This window comes from Kitasatospora sp. NPDC030952 (assembly GCF_055571335.1).
On sequence record NZ_JBVIFM010000007.1, the window covers coordinates 315,720 to 333,742 of the forward strand.

General features: G+C 72.4%; 16 protein-coding genes. 9 read left to right on the forward strand and 7 right to left on the reverse strand.

The window, feature by feature from the left end:
- Positions 1 to 100: 100 nt before the first annotated feature.
- Complete coding sequence (locus tag ACZ47G_RS16420) at positions 101 to 574, reverse strand: DIP1984 family protein (protein WP_465743124.1); 474 nt, start codon at positions 572 to 574, stop codon at positions 101 to 103.
- Between the two features lie 108 nt (positions 575 to 682).
- Here ACZ47G_RS16420 and ACZ47G_RS16425 point away from each other — a divergent pair, with 108 nt between their 5' ends.
- Together ACZ47G_RS16425 and ACZ47G_RS16430 are read left to right on the forward strand one after the other, a co-directional pair.
- Positions 683 to 940, forward strand: coding sequence for a hypothetical protein (locus ACZ47G_RS16425; protein ID WP_465743126.1), 258 nt, complete (start codon positions 683 to 685; stop codon positions 938 to 940).
- A 210-nt stretch (positions 941 to 1,150) separates the two neighbouring features.
- Entirely contained in the window at positions 1,151 to 3,379 is a 2,229-nt protein-coding gene (locus tag ACZ47G_RS16430; RefSeq protein ID WP_465743128.1) for an ArnT family glycosyltransferase, read from the forward strand.
- Between the two features lie 68 nt (positions 3,380 to 3,447).
- On the opposite strand, the gene ACZ47G_RS16435 is transcribed toward ACZ47G_RS16430, so the two are convergent.
- Entirely contained in the window at positions 3,448 to 5,241 is a 1,794-nt protein-coding gene (locus ACZ47G_RS16435; protein ID WP_465743130.1) for a hydroxysqualene dehydroxylase, read from the reverse strand.
- A gap of 311 nt (positions 5,242 to 5,552) precedes the next feature.
- Between ACZ47G_RS16435 and ACZ47G_RS16440 the strand changes: the two genes are divergently transcribed.
- A complete protein-coding gene (locus ACZ47G_RS16440; protein ID WP_465743132.1) occupies positions 5,553 to 5,918 on the forward strand; it encodes a hypothetical protein in 366 nt (121 codons plus the stop codon).
- A gap of 202 nt (positions 5,919 to 6,120) precedes the next feature.
- On the opposite strand, the gene ACZ47G_RS16445 is transcribed toward ACZ47G_RS16440, so the two are convergent.
- Positions 6,121 to 7,185 carry a hypothetical protein gene (locus tag ACZ47G_RS16445; protein WP_465743134.1) on the reverse strand — a complete coding sequence of 355 codons (1,065 nt, stop codon included), beginning with the start codon at positions 7,183 to 7,185 and terminating at the stop codon, positions 6,121 to 6,123.
- Between the two features lie 299 nt (positions 7,186 to 7,484).
- Here ACZ47G_RS16445 and ACZ47G_RS16450 point away from each other — a divergent pair, with 299 nt between their 5' ends.
- Together ACZ47G_RS16450 and ACZ47G_RS16455 are read left to right on the forward strand one after the other, a co-directional pair.
- Positions 7,485 to 8,741, forward strand: a complete 1,257-nt coding sequence (locus ACZ47G_RS16450) for a HEAT repeat domain-containing protein (RefSeq protein WP_465743136.1) — start codon at positions 7,485 to 7,487, stop codon at positions 8,739 to 8,741.
- Positions 8,742 to 9,696: 955 nt separating this feature from the next.
- On the forward strand, positions 9,697 to 10,086 hold the full coding sequence (locus tag ACZ47G_RS16455; protein ID WP_465743138.1) for a hypothetical protein: 390 nt from the start codon (positions 9,697 to 9,699) through the stop codon (positions 10,084 to 10,086).
- Here ACZ47G_RS16455 and ACZ47G_RS16460 read toward each other — a convergent pair.
- Complete coding sequence (locus tag ACZ47G_RS16460) at positions 10,032 to 10,385, reverse strand: winged helix-turn-helix transcriptional regulator (protein ID WP_465743140.1); 354 nt, start codon at positions 10,383 to 10,385, stop codon at positions 10,032 to 10,034. The two genes, ACZ47G_RS16455 and ACZ47G_RS16460, sit on opposite strands and share 55 nt — an antisense overlap.
- 89 nt (positions 10,386 to 10,474) lie before the next feature.
- Between ACZ47G_RS16460 and ACZ47G_RS16465 the strand changes: the two genes are divergently transcribed.
- Together ACZ47G_RS16465 and ACZ47G_RS16470 are read left to right on the forward strand one after the other, a co-directional pair.
- Positions 10,475 to 11,314: a polysaccharide deacetylase family protein gene (locus tag ACZ47G_RS16465; RefSeq protein ID WP_465743142.1), complete on the forward strand. Its 840-nt coding sequence runs from the start codon at positions 10,475 to 10,477 to the stop codon at positions 11,312 to 11,314.
- The gene (locus ACZ47G_RS16470; RefSeq protein WP_465743144.1) at positions 11,311 to 12,237 is read left to right on the forward strand and encodes an NmrA family NAD(P)-binding protein; all 927 of its coding nucleotides are present in this window, start codon (positions 11,311 to 11,313) and stop codon (positions 12,235 to 12,237) included. The genes ACZ47G_RS16465 and ACZ47G_RS16470 overlap by 4 nt, the downstream gene beginning before the upstream one ends.
- Positions 12,238 to 12,421: 184 nt before the next feature.
- Here the strand turns inward: ACZ47G_RS16470 and ACZ47G_RS16475 are convergent, their stop codons facing one another.
- Complete coding sequence (locus ACZ47G_RS16475; protein ID WP_465743146.1) at positions 12,422 to 12,805, reverse strand: peptidoglycan-binding domain-containing protein; 384 nt, start codon at positions 12,803 to 12,805, stop codon at positions 12,422 to 12,424.
- Between the two features lie 218 nt (positions 12,806 to 13,023).
- Between ACZ47G_RS16475 and ACZ47G_RS16480 the strand changes: the two genes are divergently transcribed.
- A complete protein-coding gene (locus ACZ47G_RS16480; protein ID WP_465743148.1) occupies positions 13,024 to 14,049 on the forward strand; it encodes an ArsR/SmtB family transcription factor in 1,026 nt (341 codons plus the stop codon).
- A 246-nt stretch (positions 14,050 to 14,295) separates the two neighbouring features.
- Here the strand turns inward: ACZ47G_RS16480 and tpx are convergent, their stop codons facing one another.
- Positions 14,296 to 14,796, reverse strand: coding sequence for a thiol peroxidase (gene tpx / locus ACZ47G_RS16485; protein WP_465743150.1), 501 nt, complete (start codon positions 14,794 to 14,796; stop codon positions 14,296 to 14,298).
- Between the two features lie 48 nt (positions 14,797 to 14,844).
- Entirely contained in the window at positions 14,845 to 15,891 is a 1,047-nt protein-coding gene (locus ACZ47G_RS16490) for a GNAT family N-acetyltransferase (RefSeq protein ID WP_465743152.1), read from the reverse strand.
- A gap of 1,203 nt (positions 15,892 to 17,094) precedes the next feature.
- Here ACZ47G_RS16490 and ACZ47G_RS16495 point away from each other — a divergent pair.
- Complete coding sequence (locus ACZ47G_RS16495) at positions 17,095 to 17,577, forward strand: protein-tyrosine phosphatase family protein (protein ID WP_465743154.1); 483 nt, start codon at positions 17,095 to 17,097, stop codon at positions 17,575 to 17,577.
- Positions 17,578 to 18,023 lie beyond the last annotated feature (446 nt).

The following is an 18,023-nucleotide window of genomic DNA, read 5'->3' on the forward strand; positions in this document are numbered from 1 at the left end:
TGCGCTGCTCTTCGCGCACCAAGGACCGGATAAACCGCCGGCCCGCGGTGTGTGCACGCCTCCGTGGCGACTACCTGCTTCCCACACCCAGCCTGTGGGGTCAGTCCTCGATCAGGTCGATCTCCCAGTTGGTGCGCTGGATCAGGGTGTCCACCTCGCGGATCTCCTTGGCCAGGGCGTCCGCCTGGGCGTGGAGCTCGGCGACCGGCAGGGCGGAGAGGATCCTGAGTTCGGACCGCAGCTGCCGTACGGCTCCGCGCTGGTCGCGTCCGGAGGCGGCGTCGGCCGCCGCGGTGGTCACCGAGTGGCGCAGCCGCAGGACGTCGCGACGGGCGAGGGCGTCGGTCAGGGTGCCGCCACCCTCGATGACGGCGGTCGAGTTGGTCCGGTTGATCCGACGGATCAGCCGCTCCAGCTCGTCCAGCACCTCTCCGGCCTGGGCCAGGACCTCCGCCGCGTTCTCGGCCGGTTCCTCGCCCTCCTGGTAGCGGGCGCTGCCGACGACGCGCGCCCGCAACTGCTCCACCCGCCGCGTCGCAGCCGCGCGCTGGGCGAGCGCTTCAGCCAGTTTCACCGCGTCATCACCTCTATGTCCTACTGATCGTCCGGTAAGTATGCACGTCGGTGCCCGACAACACGGTGGGGGGTGGGGCCGGCCGGGATCCGGGCCTATGATCCGGTCATGCTCATAGGGTTGATGATCGGCTTTCTGATCCTCGGTCTGGGCCTGACCGCGTACCAGGCCGGCAAACGGTGCTGGCTCGAAGCCGCTCGGCATCTGTGCAGTACCGCGATCGCGGTCGCCGGCTACGCGGCGCTCCTGCTCCACAAGCCGTGGATCGGTACGGCAGCCCTGCCGGTGGCGGTCGCCGCCGCCGTGGCCTACATCGCGGTGGCCAGGTCCCAGGCCCGGAAGGCCGCAACGGCCGACAAGAGCTGACGAACACACCGTCTCCGTCCGGTTCGCCGCCACCGCCCCCTCCGGCATCGACTCGACCGAGCCGGACACCGACATCGCCGTGCGCCCCGGGAGGACGAGAGGCGACGATAGGGGACGGGGTGGGCCGATCGGTGTGCCGTGGGTATAGAAATGCCCAAATCGGGGCGCTTCCCGAGGAATCTCTCATGGTCGCGTCCGAAGGTGCCGACCATGGTCATCAATGTCCTCACCGCCCCCGGGGAGACCCCGTCCTCCCCGCCGCGCGGCCGCCGAACCCCGTGGACGTCGCCCGACGGACAGCCGGGTTACGCGCGGCCCGCGCTGCTCGCCATCGCGGCCGTCGCCGCTGTGCTGTACGCGTGGAACATCAACCACAGCCAGTACCACACCTTCTACGCCGACGCCGTGCGCAGCATGACGGAGAGTTGGAAGGCGTTCGTGTTCGGGTCGTTCGATCCGGCGGGCACGATCACGCTGGACAAGCTGCCCGGCTTCCTGTGGCCGCAGGCGCTGTCGGCGCGCGTCTTCGGGTTCCACCCGTGGGCGCTGGCCCTGCCGCAGGTGGTCGAGGGTGTGCTGTCCGTCCTGGTGCTGTACCGGGTGGTGCGGCGGTGGGCGGGCGCCGACGCGGGACTCCTCGCGGCCGCGGCCTTCACCCTGACACCGGTGGCCGCGGGGCTGTTCCGCACCGCCGTCGAGGACGCCGCCTTCACCCTGCTGCTCCTGCTCGCGGCGGACGCGACGCAGCGGGCCGCCCACACGGCGCGGCTGCGACCGCTGCTGCTGGCCGGGGTGTGGGTGGGGCTGGCCTTCCAGACCAAGATGCTGGAGGCGTGGACGGTGCTGCCCGCGCTCGCCGCGGTGTACCTGCTCGCGGCGCCGACCGGTCTGCGGCGGCGGGTCGGGCACGTCGCGCTGGCCGGGCTGGTGACGGTGGCGGTGTCGGCCTCGTGGATGCTGGCGGTCACGGTGACCCCGGCGCAGGACCGCCCGTACGTGGACGGCACGACGGACAACTCGGCGTTCAGCATGGTGGTCGGCTACAACTTCCTGAACCGGTTCGCCTCGCTGGGGATGAGCGCGGCGCAGACGGGCAGCGTGCAGGCGGTCCGGGGCGCCGGTGCGGGTGCGGGGGCGGGGGCCGGGGCCGGGACCGGTAAGGGATCATCAGCTGATCAGACTTCTCAGGGTTCGCCCACGCAGGGTCCGTCCCAGGGCCAGGGACAGGGCCAGGGGTCCGGCGGTCGGGGCGGTCAGGGCGGCGGCGCGAACGACGGCGGCTGGATGAAGATGTTCGGCCCGCAGTTCGCCCCGCAGACCGGCTGGCTCTACCCGCTCGCCGCCGTCGCGCTGGTGTGCGGGCTGGCCTGGCGGCGGCGCGAGCCGCGCACCGACGTGCTGCGGGCCGGCTACCTCCTGTGGGGCGCCTGGCTGGGCGCGTTCTTCCTGGCCTTCAGCGCGGGCAGTGTCGGCGGCCACAGCTACTACATGGGGGTGATCGCCGCTCCCCTCGCGGTCCTGGGCGGCGCGGGGACGGTCCTGTTGTGGCGGGGCTTCCGCGAGGGCGGTGCCCGGGCGTGGGCGCTTCCCGCCGCGATCGCCGGGACGGTCGCCTGGTCGGCCTATCTGGCCCGGGAGTTCCCGACCTTCCTGCCGTGGCTGGCGCCGACCGTGATCGGTCTGGGCGTCGTCGCGCTGGCGCTGCTCGCGGCGGTCGCGCTCCAGCGTGCCACCGGGCGGGGGTTCGCACTGGCAGCGCTGCTGGCCGGCGTCGCGGCGATGCTGCTCGCGCCGGGCGCCTGGGCGACGTCGGTGCTGAGCCCGGCGTACGGCAACTCGGGCATGGGCACCGTAGGCCCCTCCGGAGGCGGACGGCACGCGGCGCCGAAGGGGGCCACCGCCGCGACGGCCGCGCTGCGCGCACAGTTCCGCGGTGGCGGTGGCGGTGGCGGTGGCGGTGGCGGTGGCGGTGGCGGTGGCGGTGGCGGGTTCGGCGGCTCCTCGGAGCACCTGACGGCGCCCGCGCAGGCCCTGTTCGACTACCTCCAGGCCCACCGGGACGGCGCCCGGTACCTGTTCGCCGCCTCCAGCTGGAGCGTCGCCTCACCGTTCATCCTGGCGACGGGCGAGGAGGTCCTGCCGATGGGCGGCTTCACCGGCTCGGCGCCCTCGCCGAGCCTGGCCGAGTTCCAACAGCTCGTCGGCAAGGGCGAGTTGCGCTACGTCCTGTTCGGGGCCGACCGGCGCGGCGGTGGCGGCGAGCCGGCGGGAGCGACGACAGCGGGAGTGACGACGACGGGAGCGACGACGGGAGCGACGACGACGGCGCAGGTCCAGTCCTGGGTGCGGAGCGCCTGCGCCCAGGTGCCGACCACCGACGTGCCCGGCATGGTGCCGACGGACGGCCAACAGCTCTACCTCTGCACGCACGCGGGCTGAGAAACCTGTCGCCCGGGCGGCCGGCCGTGCACGGGGCGTCGGACGCGTCGGACGCGTCCGAGGCCCCGTCAGCCCAGGTCGAGGGCGTTCGGCAGGCCCCGGCGGTAGCGGTCCTCGTCCTGCTGCTGGAGGGCGGCCAGCTCCGGCGGCCGGTACAGCGGCCACACCGTGCAGCGCGGGGCCGGTGAACCGTCGGCGTCGAGCAGGGAGTTGACCGCTCGGCGGGCGGATTCGTTGGCGCCCTCCATGGTGGCCAGGTCGATGTCGGTGGCGACGTAGTCGCCGGCCAGGAAGAGATTGGGCACGGCGGTCGCGGCGGACGGACGGTTGTACAGCGTGCCCGCCGGGTGGACCAGCAACTGCTCGCGATTGGCCGGGGCCGGACCGCCGAGACCGGTGACGGCCGGGTCGATGAACCAGGTGACCAGGTCCGCGTCGTCCAGCACGCGCCGGCCGCCGCTGTTGAGGGAGTCCTTGAGCTGGGCCCAGGTCTCGCGCACCACCTCCTCGCGGGAGCACTTGAGCGCGGGCTTGCCGTAGACGATCCCCGGGGCGTCCCACTGCGAGACGATCGCCGAGAGGCAGTCGGCCACCTGCCCGTCGCCGTAGTCCCGGCGGAAGTCCCGGCCGGGCCAGAACTGGGCCTGGCCGACGCAGGTGACGGACCAGGGCGAGTCGACCAGGTCGACGTGGCCGTGCACGATCGGGGTGCGACGGCGCAGGTAGAACTGCACGCCGACCATCCAGTCGGTCCGCAGCCGGTCGCAGCGCGCGAGTTGCGGGTCGGCGGCGCGCAGCCCGGGGCCCCAGGTGGCGCGGGCGTGTTCGACCGGCATCGCGCTGAGGTAGTGGTCGGCGACGACGGGGGCGTCCGCGTGCCGCAGTCGCACGCCGGTGATCCGGCCGTCCCGGTACAGCAACTCCTCGACCTCGGCCCCGAGTTCGAACCGTACGCCGAGGGAGCGCAGTCGGGCCTCCCAGGGGCCGATCCAGGCCTCGCTGGTCGGGGCGTTGAGGACGCGGTCCGGCTCGCCGTCGCTGCCCTGACCCAGGACGTTGTAGACGAACGCCTGGAGGACCCGGGCGACGGTGCGGGTGCTGGCCTCCTCGGCCTTGGTCGCGACGATGTTGCGGGTGATGCCGACGCCGAGCAGCCGCTGGTAGTCGTACGACATCTCGCCGGCCCGGATGAACCGCCACCACGGGACGCGCTCCCATTGCTCGTAGCGGCGCCGTTCGCAACTGGTGAAGTGGACCAGCAGCCGGTTGGCGAAGTACGCCACCTCGCCGGCCGGCAGGTGCAGGGCGGTGTCCAGCAGGCCCGTCAGCGTCTGGAGCAGCGCGTCGGGCAGCAGCTCGCCGAGCAGCGGGGGAGTGGTCACGGTACGGAACGGCAGCCGCAGCGCCGGTCGTCCGGCGGTCCGGGGGAAGAGCTCCTCGGTGGCGTTCACCAGGTTGTCGTGGACGGTGCGGCCCACCGGACCGGCGGGCAGGGGGATCCGGCGCAGGGTGTCGGGCAGGTTGCGGTAGAAGCCGGGGAAGAAGCGGAAGCCGTGTTCCCCGGGCAGCGGTCGCCGGCCGCCCCGGGCGGTGCCGGGCACGTCCATGCTGCGGGCCTTGCCGCCCAGCACCTCGTTGCGCTCGTAGACCGTCACCAGGTAGCCGCGCTCGGCCAGTTCCTGCGCCGCACTCAGGCCGGCGACCCCGCCGCCGAGCACAGCGACCCGCCGTCCCGGCCGCCCGTCGGGCCGTTCCACCGCCCGCGCCGGTCCGGTCGCGGTGAGCGCGAGGCCGGTGGCGGCCCCGGCCGCCGTGGTGAGCAGGCCGCGCCGGGTGGGGGCGGCCGATGTGATCGTTCGCATGCTCCGTCAACGAGCCCGCGCGGGCGGTGGGCACGGCCGGGGCCGGGGAGCCGGCACCCGGGGCGCGTCCGCAGCCGGGCGAAGTGTCAGGGAAGCGTCCGGCGAACGTCCTTCTCCAACGTGCCGGCCCACCGGCACCCTGTTGTGCGGGCGAACGAGGGGGAGCGGCCCTTTCCCGGAGTAGCCCACGAGTAGGTGTCCGCCCCCGGAAGCGGGCCCCACGGGACCCGAGGGCAATGGGTCGCACCGATCAGCCACCGAAGACCGTCAGCCACCGAACATCGTCAGCCACCGAACACCAGGAGAATCCGATGATCAGGAAGCGCACCGCCGTCCGCCTCGGCGCCCTCGCCGCCGTCACCACCCTCGGCCTGGGCCTCAGCACCGGCCTGGCCTCGGCCGACGCCACCTACCCGGCCAACGTCCCCGGTTGTGCCGGCGGCATGGTGGTCACGTACTACAGCGGGCACGACCACGTGCAGGGCTACGCGACCTCCCCCGGCGGCGCCGCCTGCAGTGTGGTCCTCCATCAGTCGAACGGCGGGAGCTCCAGCAACTGGACCAACATTCCCCGCGACACGGCCTGGACCGACACCCTCCTGGACGCCGGAATCACCTCCTTCGTCGTCGTGTGCAACGGCGACACCGGCCGCTGCGCCACCAGCGCCTCGTACTGACGGACGCGGCCGGTCCCGCCCTGGTCCGGCCCGCAGGGGGACCACAGCGGGACCGGTGCCGGGCACGGCTCCCGGCGGAGGCGGCTGCCGTGCGCGCCCCGCCCCCCGGGCGGCACCCCGGCCCTGGACGGGGCCGGGGTGCCGTCGCGTTCGCGACTGTGATGCGGCTGTGATTCGGGTGGGGTGTGGGTGCGGGGCGGGGTCACCCCGCGGCGGCTGCCCCGGTGTGGACCGGACGCCAGGCCGAGAGGTCAACGGCCTGCTGGACCAGTCCGGCCTGCGCCCAACTTCCGTCGGCGTGACGGATCGTGTGGTAGAGCGAGCCGGAGTTGTCGGAGGACTCGAAGACCAACTGCAGCTCACCGCCCACATTCGCGCCTTCGACACTGCCCATCATGAAGCCGCGGAAGCCGGCCCGATCGAAGTGGACCTGGGAGCCGATGTCCCCCCATCGGTTCCAGGTGCCGTCGGCGTTGCGGATCGTGTGGTAGAAGCCGGCCTGGCTGTTGTCCGTGACCACGACCTGCAGGGCGCCGTTGAAGCTCGCCGCGACGACGTCCGTCGGCAGGCCCCACGGCGAGGGCGTACCGGTCGCGCCCATCACATTGCCCCAGTTGCTCCAGGTGCCGTCGGCATGGCGGATGGTGTGCAGCACTTCGCCCGCCGACGTGGTGCCGACCATCTGGAGTTCACCGTTCACCTCCGCCGTGGACAGGCTGGAGAACTGGCCCGAGCCCAGGCCCGAGGACGCGCTCACCGTCCCCCACGGCTGCCAGGTGCCGTCCGGGTGCTCCATGGTGTGGACGACCCGGCCGGTGCCGTCGACCGCCGCGACCTGAAGCCGGCCGGCGACCTCGGTCGCGGTGATCCGGCCCATCCAGCCGTACTGCGGGTCGTGCGGAAGGTCGGTGAGGCCCGTCATCTCGGAGAGCGGGGCCCACGTGCCGTCGGGGTTCTGGGCCGACTGGACGTAGTGGAACCCCTGCCCGGCCATCTGGGCCCCGAACATCCGGAGCCGACCACCGTCGACGGCCAGGCTCCAGTACCAGAGGCCGGCGAACTGGGGGATTTCCTGGGCCCGGTCCCAGGACCCGTCCGGCGCCCGCCGGGTCTGGACGGTCTTCCAGGGGTCCGCTCGTAGGAGCAGGTTGAGCCCGGACACCGAATCCGTGGTCTGGGCGGTGGTGGCCGTAGATGATTCGGCCGCGCCCGCCGGTGCGACGGTCAGCGCGGTGGCCAGCACGGCAATCGCGGCGGACGTGGCCATCGCTGATACGGCACGGAATGTACGCCTGCTTCTCTGCACAGGTTCCCCCCTGGTCTCGTGGGGCATCGATTGCCCAGGCGAAGTCATACCAGACCGCGCGGACACGGTCGCAGGCGGTAGGCCGACAGCGGATCAGGGCGACGAAACGGGCGGACCCAGCCGACTGCTCCTCGCTCAACCCGGCCCCGGCCGGACGGACCCGGTCGGAACGCGAGGATGTGGGGGTCAGGGGCCTTGAGGTTGTGGGGTGGGCGGAAAACCGTTCGCCCCGGCGTCCGGGTGGCGGGCATGATCGGTCGGTGGATCTGTCTCCCCTGCTGGCCGCCATCGAGCGCGGCGACGACACCACGGCCTTCGAGTTCCTGGAGGAGGTGGCGAACGACGAACTCACCGGTGACGACGGCATCGCCCTGCTGGCCGCCGCCGCGTACGCCGGGCGCCACGAAGTCGTCGACCGCCTGGTCGTGTGGGACGTCGACCCGATCAGCCCCTGGGCCGGCGGCGTCGACCCGGTCACCTGGGCCGCCGAGAACGGTGCCTACCGGGTTCTGAACGCGCTGCTGTCCCCCGACCGTGACCCGCTGCGCGCCGACAGCCCGCACCGCCGCGCGCTGCGGGTGGCCCGGGCAGCCCTGGAGCCCGGGGCCGGTGCCGGGTCCGGGTCCGGGCCGCCACCGGCCCACCGGGCGGTCATCACCGACCTGGAGGCGGAGCTCGGCGTCCACCGCACGCCGGACGAGCTGATGGCCCGCGCCCTGGTCCATGCCGACCCCGAGCACGACGACTGGTTCGCGTCGCTGTTCCGGATCGCCGAGCCGGAGAGCCAGGAGAGGTTCGACTGGGCGCGTGCGGTGGTCGAAGGCACCGGGGAGGCCGGCTCGCTCGACCGTCAGCGCTTCGCGTTCGACGCGATCAACTTCCTCGGCTTCGGCCTCAACCCCGACAACGGCGACGACGAGCCGCCGTTCACCCGGGAAGCCGCCGAGTTCCTCCGGCCCCGGCTGGACTCCGAGCAGGACCCGTACGCCCTGCGCACCGTCGTCGCGGCCTTCACCGGCTACTGCTCCCGCGAGGAGCTCCCGGCCGTCCTGGCCCACGCCGACCACCCCGATCCGGGCGTCCGCCACGTCGTCGCCCTGGCCTTCCCCGGCCTCCTGGCCGACCGCCCCGACGCCCTCGCCGCCCTCCTGCGCCTGGCTGACGACCCCGCTCCCGTGACCCGGACCAGCGCGCTCCACGCCCTCACCCGTTCCCCCGTCGACACCCCTGCTCTGCGCGGCGTGTTGGCGGCCCACCTCACCGACCCCCACTTCGACGCCCGCCTCGAAGCCGCCGCCGCCCTGGCCCTGCGCGGCGACGAACGCGGCACGCCGGTCCTCGACGAGATCCGCCGCGGCATCAAGAACCGCAGCAGCCGCGGCGCGGGCCGCCTCGACGACCTCCACTACCAGCTCCGTGCCCGCAAACCGTGTGAAGCCGGACAAGGGGTCCAGGCGCGCTGTGCAGGAGATCCAGAGGCGACTCGGTCGGCAGCTGTCGAAGGCGGAGGAAAGTGAGTTGGAATCCGCAGTCACTGAACAGGGCTACGGCTACGGCTACGAGGAAGTCCTCGAGAAGGCAAAGAACTTGTTCAACAGGTGCTGATGACGGAGTCCGACGAGGAGCTGGGGACGCTCCGCCGGCGGCGAGTGTGACATGGGCGAACCCGAACCGACCCTCTGGCAGCACTTCGCCCCGCCGCATTGCGACGGGGCGAAGCAACTGGGCCCGGATCAATCAACAGCATCCCCGGTGTGGGACGACGGCCTCCGGTGCCGCACGGACCGGACGGACTCTTCCGGATCGTGCGCGGGCCGGTCAGTTACAGGGGATGACCCGGCCTCCCGACACGACGCAATTGTGCGGGAGGAGGCGCTGGTGTCCTGTGCGGGTCTTCCACTGGACGCTCGGGATGGCCTTGATGATCGACTGCAGCGCGTGGGTGAACGCCTCCAGGAAGTAGGCGACGAGGTTGCCGTCCTGCGTCCAGGACGAGTCCCCCGAACGGGGTCGGGTGTCGGGCCCGGCGCCGTTGGCTCCGGCTCGTGGGAAGGGGGTTGGTGGGGGTTCTCGGCGGTTGGCACGGCGTCAGAATGACCGCCCGTTCGGACACACCGCCCGGCGGAAGCGGCCCGGAACGCCTTGTGGCTCGGACCCCGACGGTCACTCAGCCTTCGGGCGTCCCCCCGTCACCGGCACCGGCCGCACCACCCCGTCCCGCGCCGAGGTCCGTGACAATGTCGGCCGTCAAGGTGGAACTCACCGCCCTTCCTGTCCGTGGCTTTGCGGATGGTGGCCGGGTGGGGTGGTGGCGGTGAGGGTTCGCTGCGCCTGCCCGCTGCGTGGCGGGTGGGGGCCGGGGCCGTGGGCGCCCGGGCCGGTGTCGTCCCGGCTTCGCTGGTCCGGCCCCTGACGCGGGGTCCGGCTCGGTTGCCCGTCCTGCGCGGCGTCGTCCCGGCCGCTTTGGCTGGCGTGATCGACGACCGCGAAGGCGACCCGGTCACCGAGATCCGCGAGATCGCCCCGGACGGCGTCGACGTCATCGCCGAGGTGGCGCTCGGCGCGAACCTCGCACTGGACCTGGCCGTGCTGCGACCGCGCGACACGATTGCGACCTACACCAACGAGGTCGGTGAGCCGGTCGAGCTGAACGTCCTGCAGAACACGGTGCTGAACACACGCCTTCCGTTCCTGGTGCTCTACACGGTCGGCCCGACGGCACGTACGGCGGCCGTCGAGGACGTCGCCGCCGCCGGAGCTGGGCCCCACCGCTCCGGCTCCGCCAGGCTGAACTCACGAGTCCGAGTTCAGCAGTCCGCTCCGGGCTCTTGGAACTCCACCACGGCCGCGCCGTGCTCGTGAGCCCACTCGGTCAGCACGGCGATCGGCTTCACCAGCGTCCGGCCGAGGTCCGTCAGCGTGTACTCGACCCTCCCGGCCCCGGCGTGGCGGTCGACCAGGCCGTACCCCTGCAACCGTCGCAGCGTCTGGGTCAGGACCTTCCGCGAGACTCCGCCGATCAGGTCGACCAACTCGCCGTGCCTGCACGGCTTCCGGCTCAGGGCGAACAGCACGACCACCGCCCACTTGTCGGCGATGATCTCGATCGCCAGCCGAGCCGGGCAGTCGGCGAGGAGGACGCTGCCGGGGTACTCACGCATGCCCCGACGGTAGCCCACGGTCAGGAACCCGGAGGTACCTACCGCCTCACTAGCGTCGACGGCGGAAGCTACCGGGAAAGGGGGACGGCATGAAGGACGGCACGAAGGGCGAGACCCACTGGCCGGGCGGGCGGAAGGTCGCCGCGCTGGTCACCGTCGCGTTGGAGCTGTGGTCACCGGGGCACTGGCCCGCGTACGCGCCGATGGCAGCGGCGTGGCCGCTGGCGGCCGGCGTCGACGACACGCACAGCACCTCCTGGGCGGAGTACGGCGTGACCACCGGCATCTGGCGGCTGCTCGACGTGCTCGGTGACCTGCCCGCCACCGTCGGCGTCAACGGGCTGGTGGCCGAGCGGCACCCCGAGACCGTCATGGCCGTGCACGAGGCGGGCCACGAGATCGCCGCACACTCCTGGGCCCAGGACGTGGTGCCCGCGCTGCTCGACATCGATGCCGAGCGGGCCAACATCCGTCGCTGCACCGACGCCCTCCGCCGGGTCACCGGCGTTCGCCCGACGGGGTGGATGAGCCCACGGGCGACCGGTTCCCGGCACACGGACGACCTGCTCGCCGAGGCCGGCTACCGCTGGACCGGCGACCACGGCGACCACGACCTCCCGCAGGTCCGGTCCACCGCCCACGGTCCGCTGGTCTCCCTCATGCACAGCGACCACTCAGACGTCCGCGACGCCGCGGGCGGCCCGTACGCCTACCGCGACCTGCACCGTGAGCTGCTGGACCAGCTGCTCGCCGCCCCCGGCCCGGGCGTCTTCCGCATGACCGTCCACGCCCACGTCGGAGGCCGGCCGCTCCTGGCCGGCATGGTCGGCCGGATCCTCGACCACCTCCGTGAGTCCGGCGACGTCTGGGTCGCCACCCACGCCCAGCTGGCCGAACACGTCCTGACGCACCAGGGGGGAACGCCATGACCCACGTCCTCGTCGTCGGCGGCACCGGGGCCATGGGCCGTCGCGTGATCCACCGCCTGTTGGCCACCACCGACGCCACCGTCACCGTCCCCACCCGCCACCCGGAGTCCGCCCACGCCACCGCGCTCGCCGCCACCGCGCCCGGCCGCGTGCGACTGGTCCGCTCCGACCGGGCGACCCTGGAGGCCGTGATCGGGGAGGTCGACCGGGTGTTCGCCAACACCGACTTCTTCGCGACGGGCAGTGCCGTGGGCGAGTACCGGCAGGGGCTGCACCTGCTGGCCGCCGCGCAGCGAGCCGGCGTGGAACGTTTCATCTGGTCCTCGTTGGACAGCGCGGTGTCCCTGACCGGCCACCCCGTCCCGCACTTCGACAGCAAGGCCGCGGTCACCGCCCACATCGGTCTGCTGCGGTCGGAGGAGATGCTCCGCAAGGAGACCGGCGGCTGGTACACGGACCACGTCTCGGTGCTGACCACGGCGCCGTACTTCGAGAACCTGCGGGACCGGCTCACCCCCCGACCGGACGGCCGGGGCGGCCTGACCTTCCGGCTCCCGCTCGGCGCCGCCCGCTACCCGCTCGTCGCCCTCGACGACATCGCCTGGTTCGCCTGCCACGTGTTCGACGACTGGCAGTCCTGGGGCGCCCGCGACCTCGCGGTGATCGGCGACAGCCTCACCGGCGCCGAGATCGCCGCCACCTTCGCGCGGGTCACCGGCGTTCCCAGCACCTACGTGCCGATGCCGCACGCCGAACTGCACGCTGCCGTCCCCGACTTCAGCCACGACTACGCGGCGATGTTCCGGTTCTTCGCCGACCGCGACCTCTACACCCGGGACCGGGACATCAACCTCCTGCGCGGCCTGCACCCCGAGTTGATGACCTTCGAGGACTGGCTGCGGCACACCGGATGGACGGGGTGACCACGGGGTGACCACGGGTGACCACGGGTGACCACCCACCGACGTCACGTCCGAACGCGGGGGCGCGGACGCCGTGGGGCGGCCGGCGGGCGGGTCGTGCGGGACTCGGCGTACGCGCCGCGGGTGGTGGGGCTCGGCCGGTGGGGCTCGGCCGGCGCCGGCCGAGCCCCACCACAGTGCCGGGTCAGAAGTGCGAGGGTACGTACGTGTAGCAGTAGTTCCTACCCCCGTAGTACTGGTCGCCGTCGAGGAGGAGGTCGCCGCCGGTGTCCTTGCCGACGATGCCGTCCTGACTCCTTCCGTCGACGCCCTGGTACCACTGGACCCAGCTCCTGGTGGCGGGCCCCCACAGACCGTCCTCCGCGAGCGGCCGCTTCTTGCCGTGAGCGGCAGCCACATCGTTGACCAGGTGCTGCACGCACCACACGCCGTGGGTGTTGTTGCCGTAGCCGTTCCCGATGTATCCCGCGCTCGGGGACGCCTGCGCCGGCGCGGCGCACACCCCCGCGGCCAGCAACCCCGTGACCACCAGTGCGGCCGCGCGCTTGCCGATACGGTCGAGTCCCATGAGAGTTCCTCCATCGCAGTGTTCGGACAGATGCCTCAGCGGTGTCGAGTGGACGCCACCCCTGCTCGCTGCCGGCCTTCGCCTACGGTGTTTGTCCTGACCACCCGTGTCCTGGCGTCGTCGGCGTTGCCATACTCGTGACAGGCATCCGCGATCGGCCATCCGTTCGGCCTGGGCCGAACGACGCGGCCGATCCACGTCACCGGGAAAGGACCGCCATGCTGCGATTACACTTCTCCGCCGACGATCTCCTCCGGGTCACCTTCGTTCCCGCTCCCGCGCCGATGATGGAACTCGCGCTGGCGGTAGCACAGTTGCAGCAACCGCCGCACCCGTCCGACGCGGGGCGGTGGCAGAAGGCGACACGTCGGGCCTTCCCCTCGGCAGGGCGGCCCCTGCTGGATCTGGTGCCCCCCTCCGGCAAAGGACCGATGTTCCTCGACCCGGTCAGCTACGACTTCGACTCCGGGCTCGACCTGGTCCTGCACACACCGGCCGCCACGATCCGAACCGACCTGAACCCCGTGTGTCCCGCGTCCCGCCCGGTGACGCCCTTCACCCGCGCCCTGGTCCGCCGCGACAGTGAGGGTCTGCACCTGCTGGAGAACGCCCTGCGCACGACCTGGACGGCCCTGCTCGCCCATCAGTGGCCGCGGATCGAGGCCGCCCACGATGCGGAACTCGCCTGGCGCACACGCATCCTGGCGCAGCAGGGCCTGTACGCCACCCTCGCCGGGCTCGTGCCCGGCGGCCGTTGGGAGAGCAACACGACTCTGGTGTACGATCGCGTGGGCGACCTCGACGTCCTGCTGGCCGGCCACGGATTGCGCCTGCTGCCATCGGCTCTCTGGCGGGGCCGGCCGGTGATCGCCCACCACGGCGACGAGCCCAGCGTTCTGATCTATCCGATGACGGCGGCGCCCCTGCCGTTCACCGAGGAGGACCAGCCCGACGACCCGTTGGGGACGCTGCTCGGCAGCACGCGCTCCGCGGTCCTGCAACTGCTGACCGCTCACCGGACCACCACGGAGATCGCCCGCGCCCTCGCCATCAGCAAGGCCTCCGCTTCCGAACACGCCAGAGCACTGCGGCACGCACGGCTGATCACCTCCCGCAGGGCGGGCAAGGCGGTGTTCCACACCTGCAGCAGCCTGGGGCTGCAGCTGCTCACCTGCGCCGACCCCCCACCTGCACCACCCCGCGGCGCGGGGCCCGACATCCGGCCGCCGCGCAGGACGCCCTGACACTCCAACGGCGCCCGCCAGCCCGCCGGCTACCGTCGTCCGCCCGCCGGCCCGAGTGGGCGCCGGGCATGTTCCAGGGGCGCCGCACGGGTGGCGGGGTTCCGGTGTCGTGCCTGCGGCGTCGTCCTGCCGCGCTCGCCTCCGCCCTTGGCGGCGCTGCCCGCCCCGCCTGTCCTGTCGGGGCTGTCGGGGGCGGGGCGGGTCGGTGTGGGGCTACGGGGAGGATGGTGTGGGGTTCGGGGTGGGTTAGTTCAGGGAGGCGAGGGCGGTTTCGTAGTTCGGTTCGTCGGCGATTTCGGTGACGAGTTCGGTGTGTAGGACGGTGTCGTTCTCGTCGAGGACGATCACGGCGCGGGCGGTCAGTCCGGCGAGGGGGCCGTTGGTGATCGATACGCCGTAGGTGTCGTGGAAGTCGCGTCCGCGTAGGGTGGAGAGGGTTTTGACGTTGTCCAGGCCTTCGGCGCCGCAGAACCGTGCTTGTGCGAAGGGCAGGTCGGCGGAGATGCACAGCACCACGGTGTTCTCCAGGGTGCTGGCCTTCGTGTTGAAGGTGCGTACCGAGGTGGCGCAGGTGGGGGTGTCGATGCTCGGGAAGATGTTGAGGACCTTGCGCTGTCCGGTGAAGTCCTTGAGGGAGGTGTCCGTGAGGCCCTCGCCGACCAGTGTGAACGCCGGGGCCTGGCTGCCGGTGGCGGGCAGTGTGCCGCCGATCTCGACCGGGTTTCCCTTCAGCGTGACCTGGGTCATGTAAAGCCTCCTACCAGCGGTGTACGACGGGTGACAACGCCGCTGATCCTACTGCCCGCCCACTGCGACGCACTGCCGGTGACCGAGGAGCGGACACCCCCGGCCCCGGCCCCCCGGCCTCCCGGCCTCCCGGCCTCCCGGCCTCCCGGCCTCCCGGCCTCCCGGCCTCCCGGCCTCCCGGCTTCCCCGGTCCCGGCTTCCCGGTCCCGGCCTCCCGGCCCCGGTCTCCCGGCTTCCCGGCCTCCCGGCTTCCCGGCCCCGGCTTCCCGGCCCCGGTCTCCCGGCCCCGGTTTCCCGGTCCCGGCCCCCGGTCCCGGTGCTGGCGTGGTGTCGTTGTTCTGAGGTCCGGGCCTGGTTCGGCGGGTCCTTGGCCGGGTGGGTGCTGTGTCGGTGGGTCAGGGGCCGTGGTGCCGGTGGGGTGCTAGCTGGTGGGGGTGGTGGGTGGGGTGGGGGTGGGAGGGGAGGTGCTTTCGTAGTGGGCGTGGTGGGTGTCGTGGTGGGTGGGGTGGGGGTGGGAGGGGAGGTGCTTTCGTAGTGGGCGTGGTGGGTGTCGTGGTGGGTGGGGTGCATGCCGGCGGTGGTCATGGCGTGTTGGGAGGTGGTGTTGTGGAGGTGGGTGTCGCCGATCACGCGCGCCGTGCCGTGGGTGTGGGCGTGGGTGAGCAGGGCGCGTAGGGCTTCGGAGGCGTAGCCGTGGCCGCGGGCGGTGGGGATCAGTCCGTAGCCGATGGTGACGGTGCCGTGGGGGTCGGGGGCGGCGTGGAAGCCGGCGCCGCCGATCGCGCGCCCGTCTTCGCGCAGGCGGATCTCGTAGGCGCCGAAGGGTTGGGGGTCGCCGTCGTTCTCGTACACCCGCAGGTAGCGGCTGGCACGGTCGCGGGCGCGGTCGTCGGGGTAGCCGGGGGCCCAGTGGCTGGCACGGTCGCGGGCGCGGTCGTCGGGGTAGCCGGGGGCCCAGTGGCTGGCACGGTCGCGGTCGTCGGGGTGGCCGGGGGTCGGGTGTCCGGCGTGGTGGGGCGCGGCCTGCTGGAGGCGCCGGGCCTGGGGCGGGGTCAGCGGGTGGAGGATGAGGCGTCGGGTGGCCAGGTCGTCCATGACGTGCTGTCGTAGCACCCGCGATGCCCGCCCCGCACCCCGTTTTCCCGCCCGCCCGGGCCCGGGGGTGTCCCGGAGGCCGCACGCGCTTTTCCGCCCGCTCGGCCCCGGGGGTGTCCTGGAGGCCGTCCGGGGCCGCTGCCTCGGTCCACTCGCTGACCTGGCCTCGGGCCCCGCTCCGGCACCGGGCACGGATGACGTCGAGCAGGTCGGGGTCCGAGGAACGAGGAAAGCGCATGGCGGCGGTTTCCCGTTCGCCGTCGGTCTGCGGCCAGCTGATTCTGTTCGGCTCGGGATCGGAGCCGGAGCCGGAGCCGGAGCCGGAGCCGGGGCCGGGGCCGGAGGCGGGGCTGGGGCCGGAGGCGGGGCTGGGGCCGGAGGTGTGGGCTCGTGGGTGGGTATTCCTCGGGCCTGGGAAGGAGGCGGGTGCGGAGGAGGTCGCGTTCGGCCCTGCCGTGGCCGGCGCGTTTGTGGAGCTTGAAGGTTATGTGGGATCTGCCGGGGTGATCATGTCTCTGTGGCGCAGCCACGGATGTGGGAGATGTGTTGAGCGGTATGACGGTGCTGGTGGGGATGTGGCCGGTGCTCGGCCGGCACGAGCGGGCGGCGGCCCGGCGGCGATCTGGACGGATCTCGGGTGTGCGCCCCGAACGACCGATGCCCGTGTCCGCGGGCCGGCCGCGTACCTGCTGGTGCGCGAAGGGGAGAGCGTCGACCCGGTCACCGCGAACCGCGCGTATGGCCCTCTGTGCAAGGGAGTTGATTTCGCTGCCGCAACGTCCGCACGGTCGAGGTCCTGCTCGACGGCGACGCCATCACCTCCGGGGCCGCGGCCACCGGTGAACCTGGCCGTACTACGATCTCGGTCACGGGCTGTGCTCCTCCTCGTTCTTCGAACAGTGCCAGCGCCGGATGGCCTGCGCCCGCTGTGACTTCTACGCGCCCAAGGAATCGACGAAAGCCCAACTCGTCGAAGCCAAGGCCGACTTGCAGCGCACGCTCGTGAGCATTCCGCTCACCGAAGAGGAACGCGCCGCCTCGACGACGGCCAGAACGCCGCCCTCGACCGCCTTCTCCAGCGCCTCGCCGAGGTGGCCACCCCAGCCGGCCCGACCCCGAACGAGCTCCGCGCCGAACCGGGCCGGCCCCTGCCACTGACCGTCCGATCACCACCTGACTCCATCGACCGAAAGCGCTGCTGACATGCGACCCGACCTCTTCACCATCGACTTCCCCGGCCCGGGACGACTGAGCACCATGGCCAGACCCCGTGGCAATGACTGGCTCGAAGACGAGATGGCCGCGCTGAAGAACTGCGGCGTCGACGTCCTGGTCTGCGCGCTCACCGGCCCCGAACTCGACGAACTCGGCCTCGCAGACGAACCCCGGACAGCCGTCACGGCCGGGCTGCGGTTCGTCGCCATACCCATCCCCGACCGTACCGTCCCCGACCTCACCACGATCCTGCCCACCCTGCACAGACTTGCCGAACAGCTACGCGACGGCGCACACGTCGTCGCCCACTGTCGAGCCGGGATCGGACGCTCATCCCTGCTCGCGGCCGCACTCCTCATCCTCAACGGCGTCGATCCCGACGCCGCCTGGAACCAGATCGAACGAGCTCGCGGGCTCGCCGTCCCAGACACCGTCGAGCAGCGAGAATGGACGATGGGACTGCGCAAATAGGCATGATGTTGACAAATCAGATTCCACAGCATGACCCAGGTCGCCAGGTCGCCAGGTCGCCTGGTCGCCCGGCCTTCGGCCGGACTGGAGTTCATCGGGGTTCGACGGGCGGCGACGATCGTGTCCCGGTCGTGGAGGAGTCCGTCGGTGAACTGCCGCGGGGTGGGCGGATCGTGCTGTCTGATGTGCTCGGTCCAGCTGTCGGGGTCTTCGCCGTGGTGCTCGTGGATGAGCGCGTCGAAGGCCCGGGCGGGACGCGGTAGCGGCGGCTTCCGTGCGCTGGCGGCCCGCCGCGTTCCTGTCCCTGCCCGTTGCGTTCCTCTCTGCAGGGTGTGTGTGGTGGGGCCTGGTGGGGTGTGGGTAGTCGGCGGGTCCGGTTCTGTGTGCCGCCGGTGGTGGTGGCGGGTGGCGGGTGGTGGCGGGTGGTGGTGGTTGGTGGTGGTTGG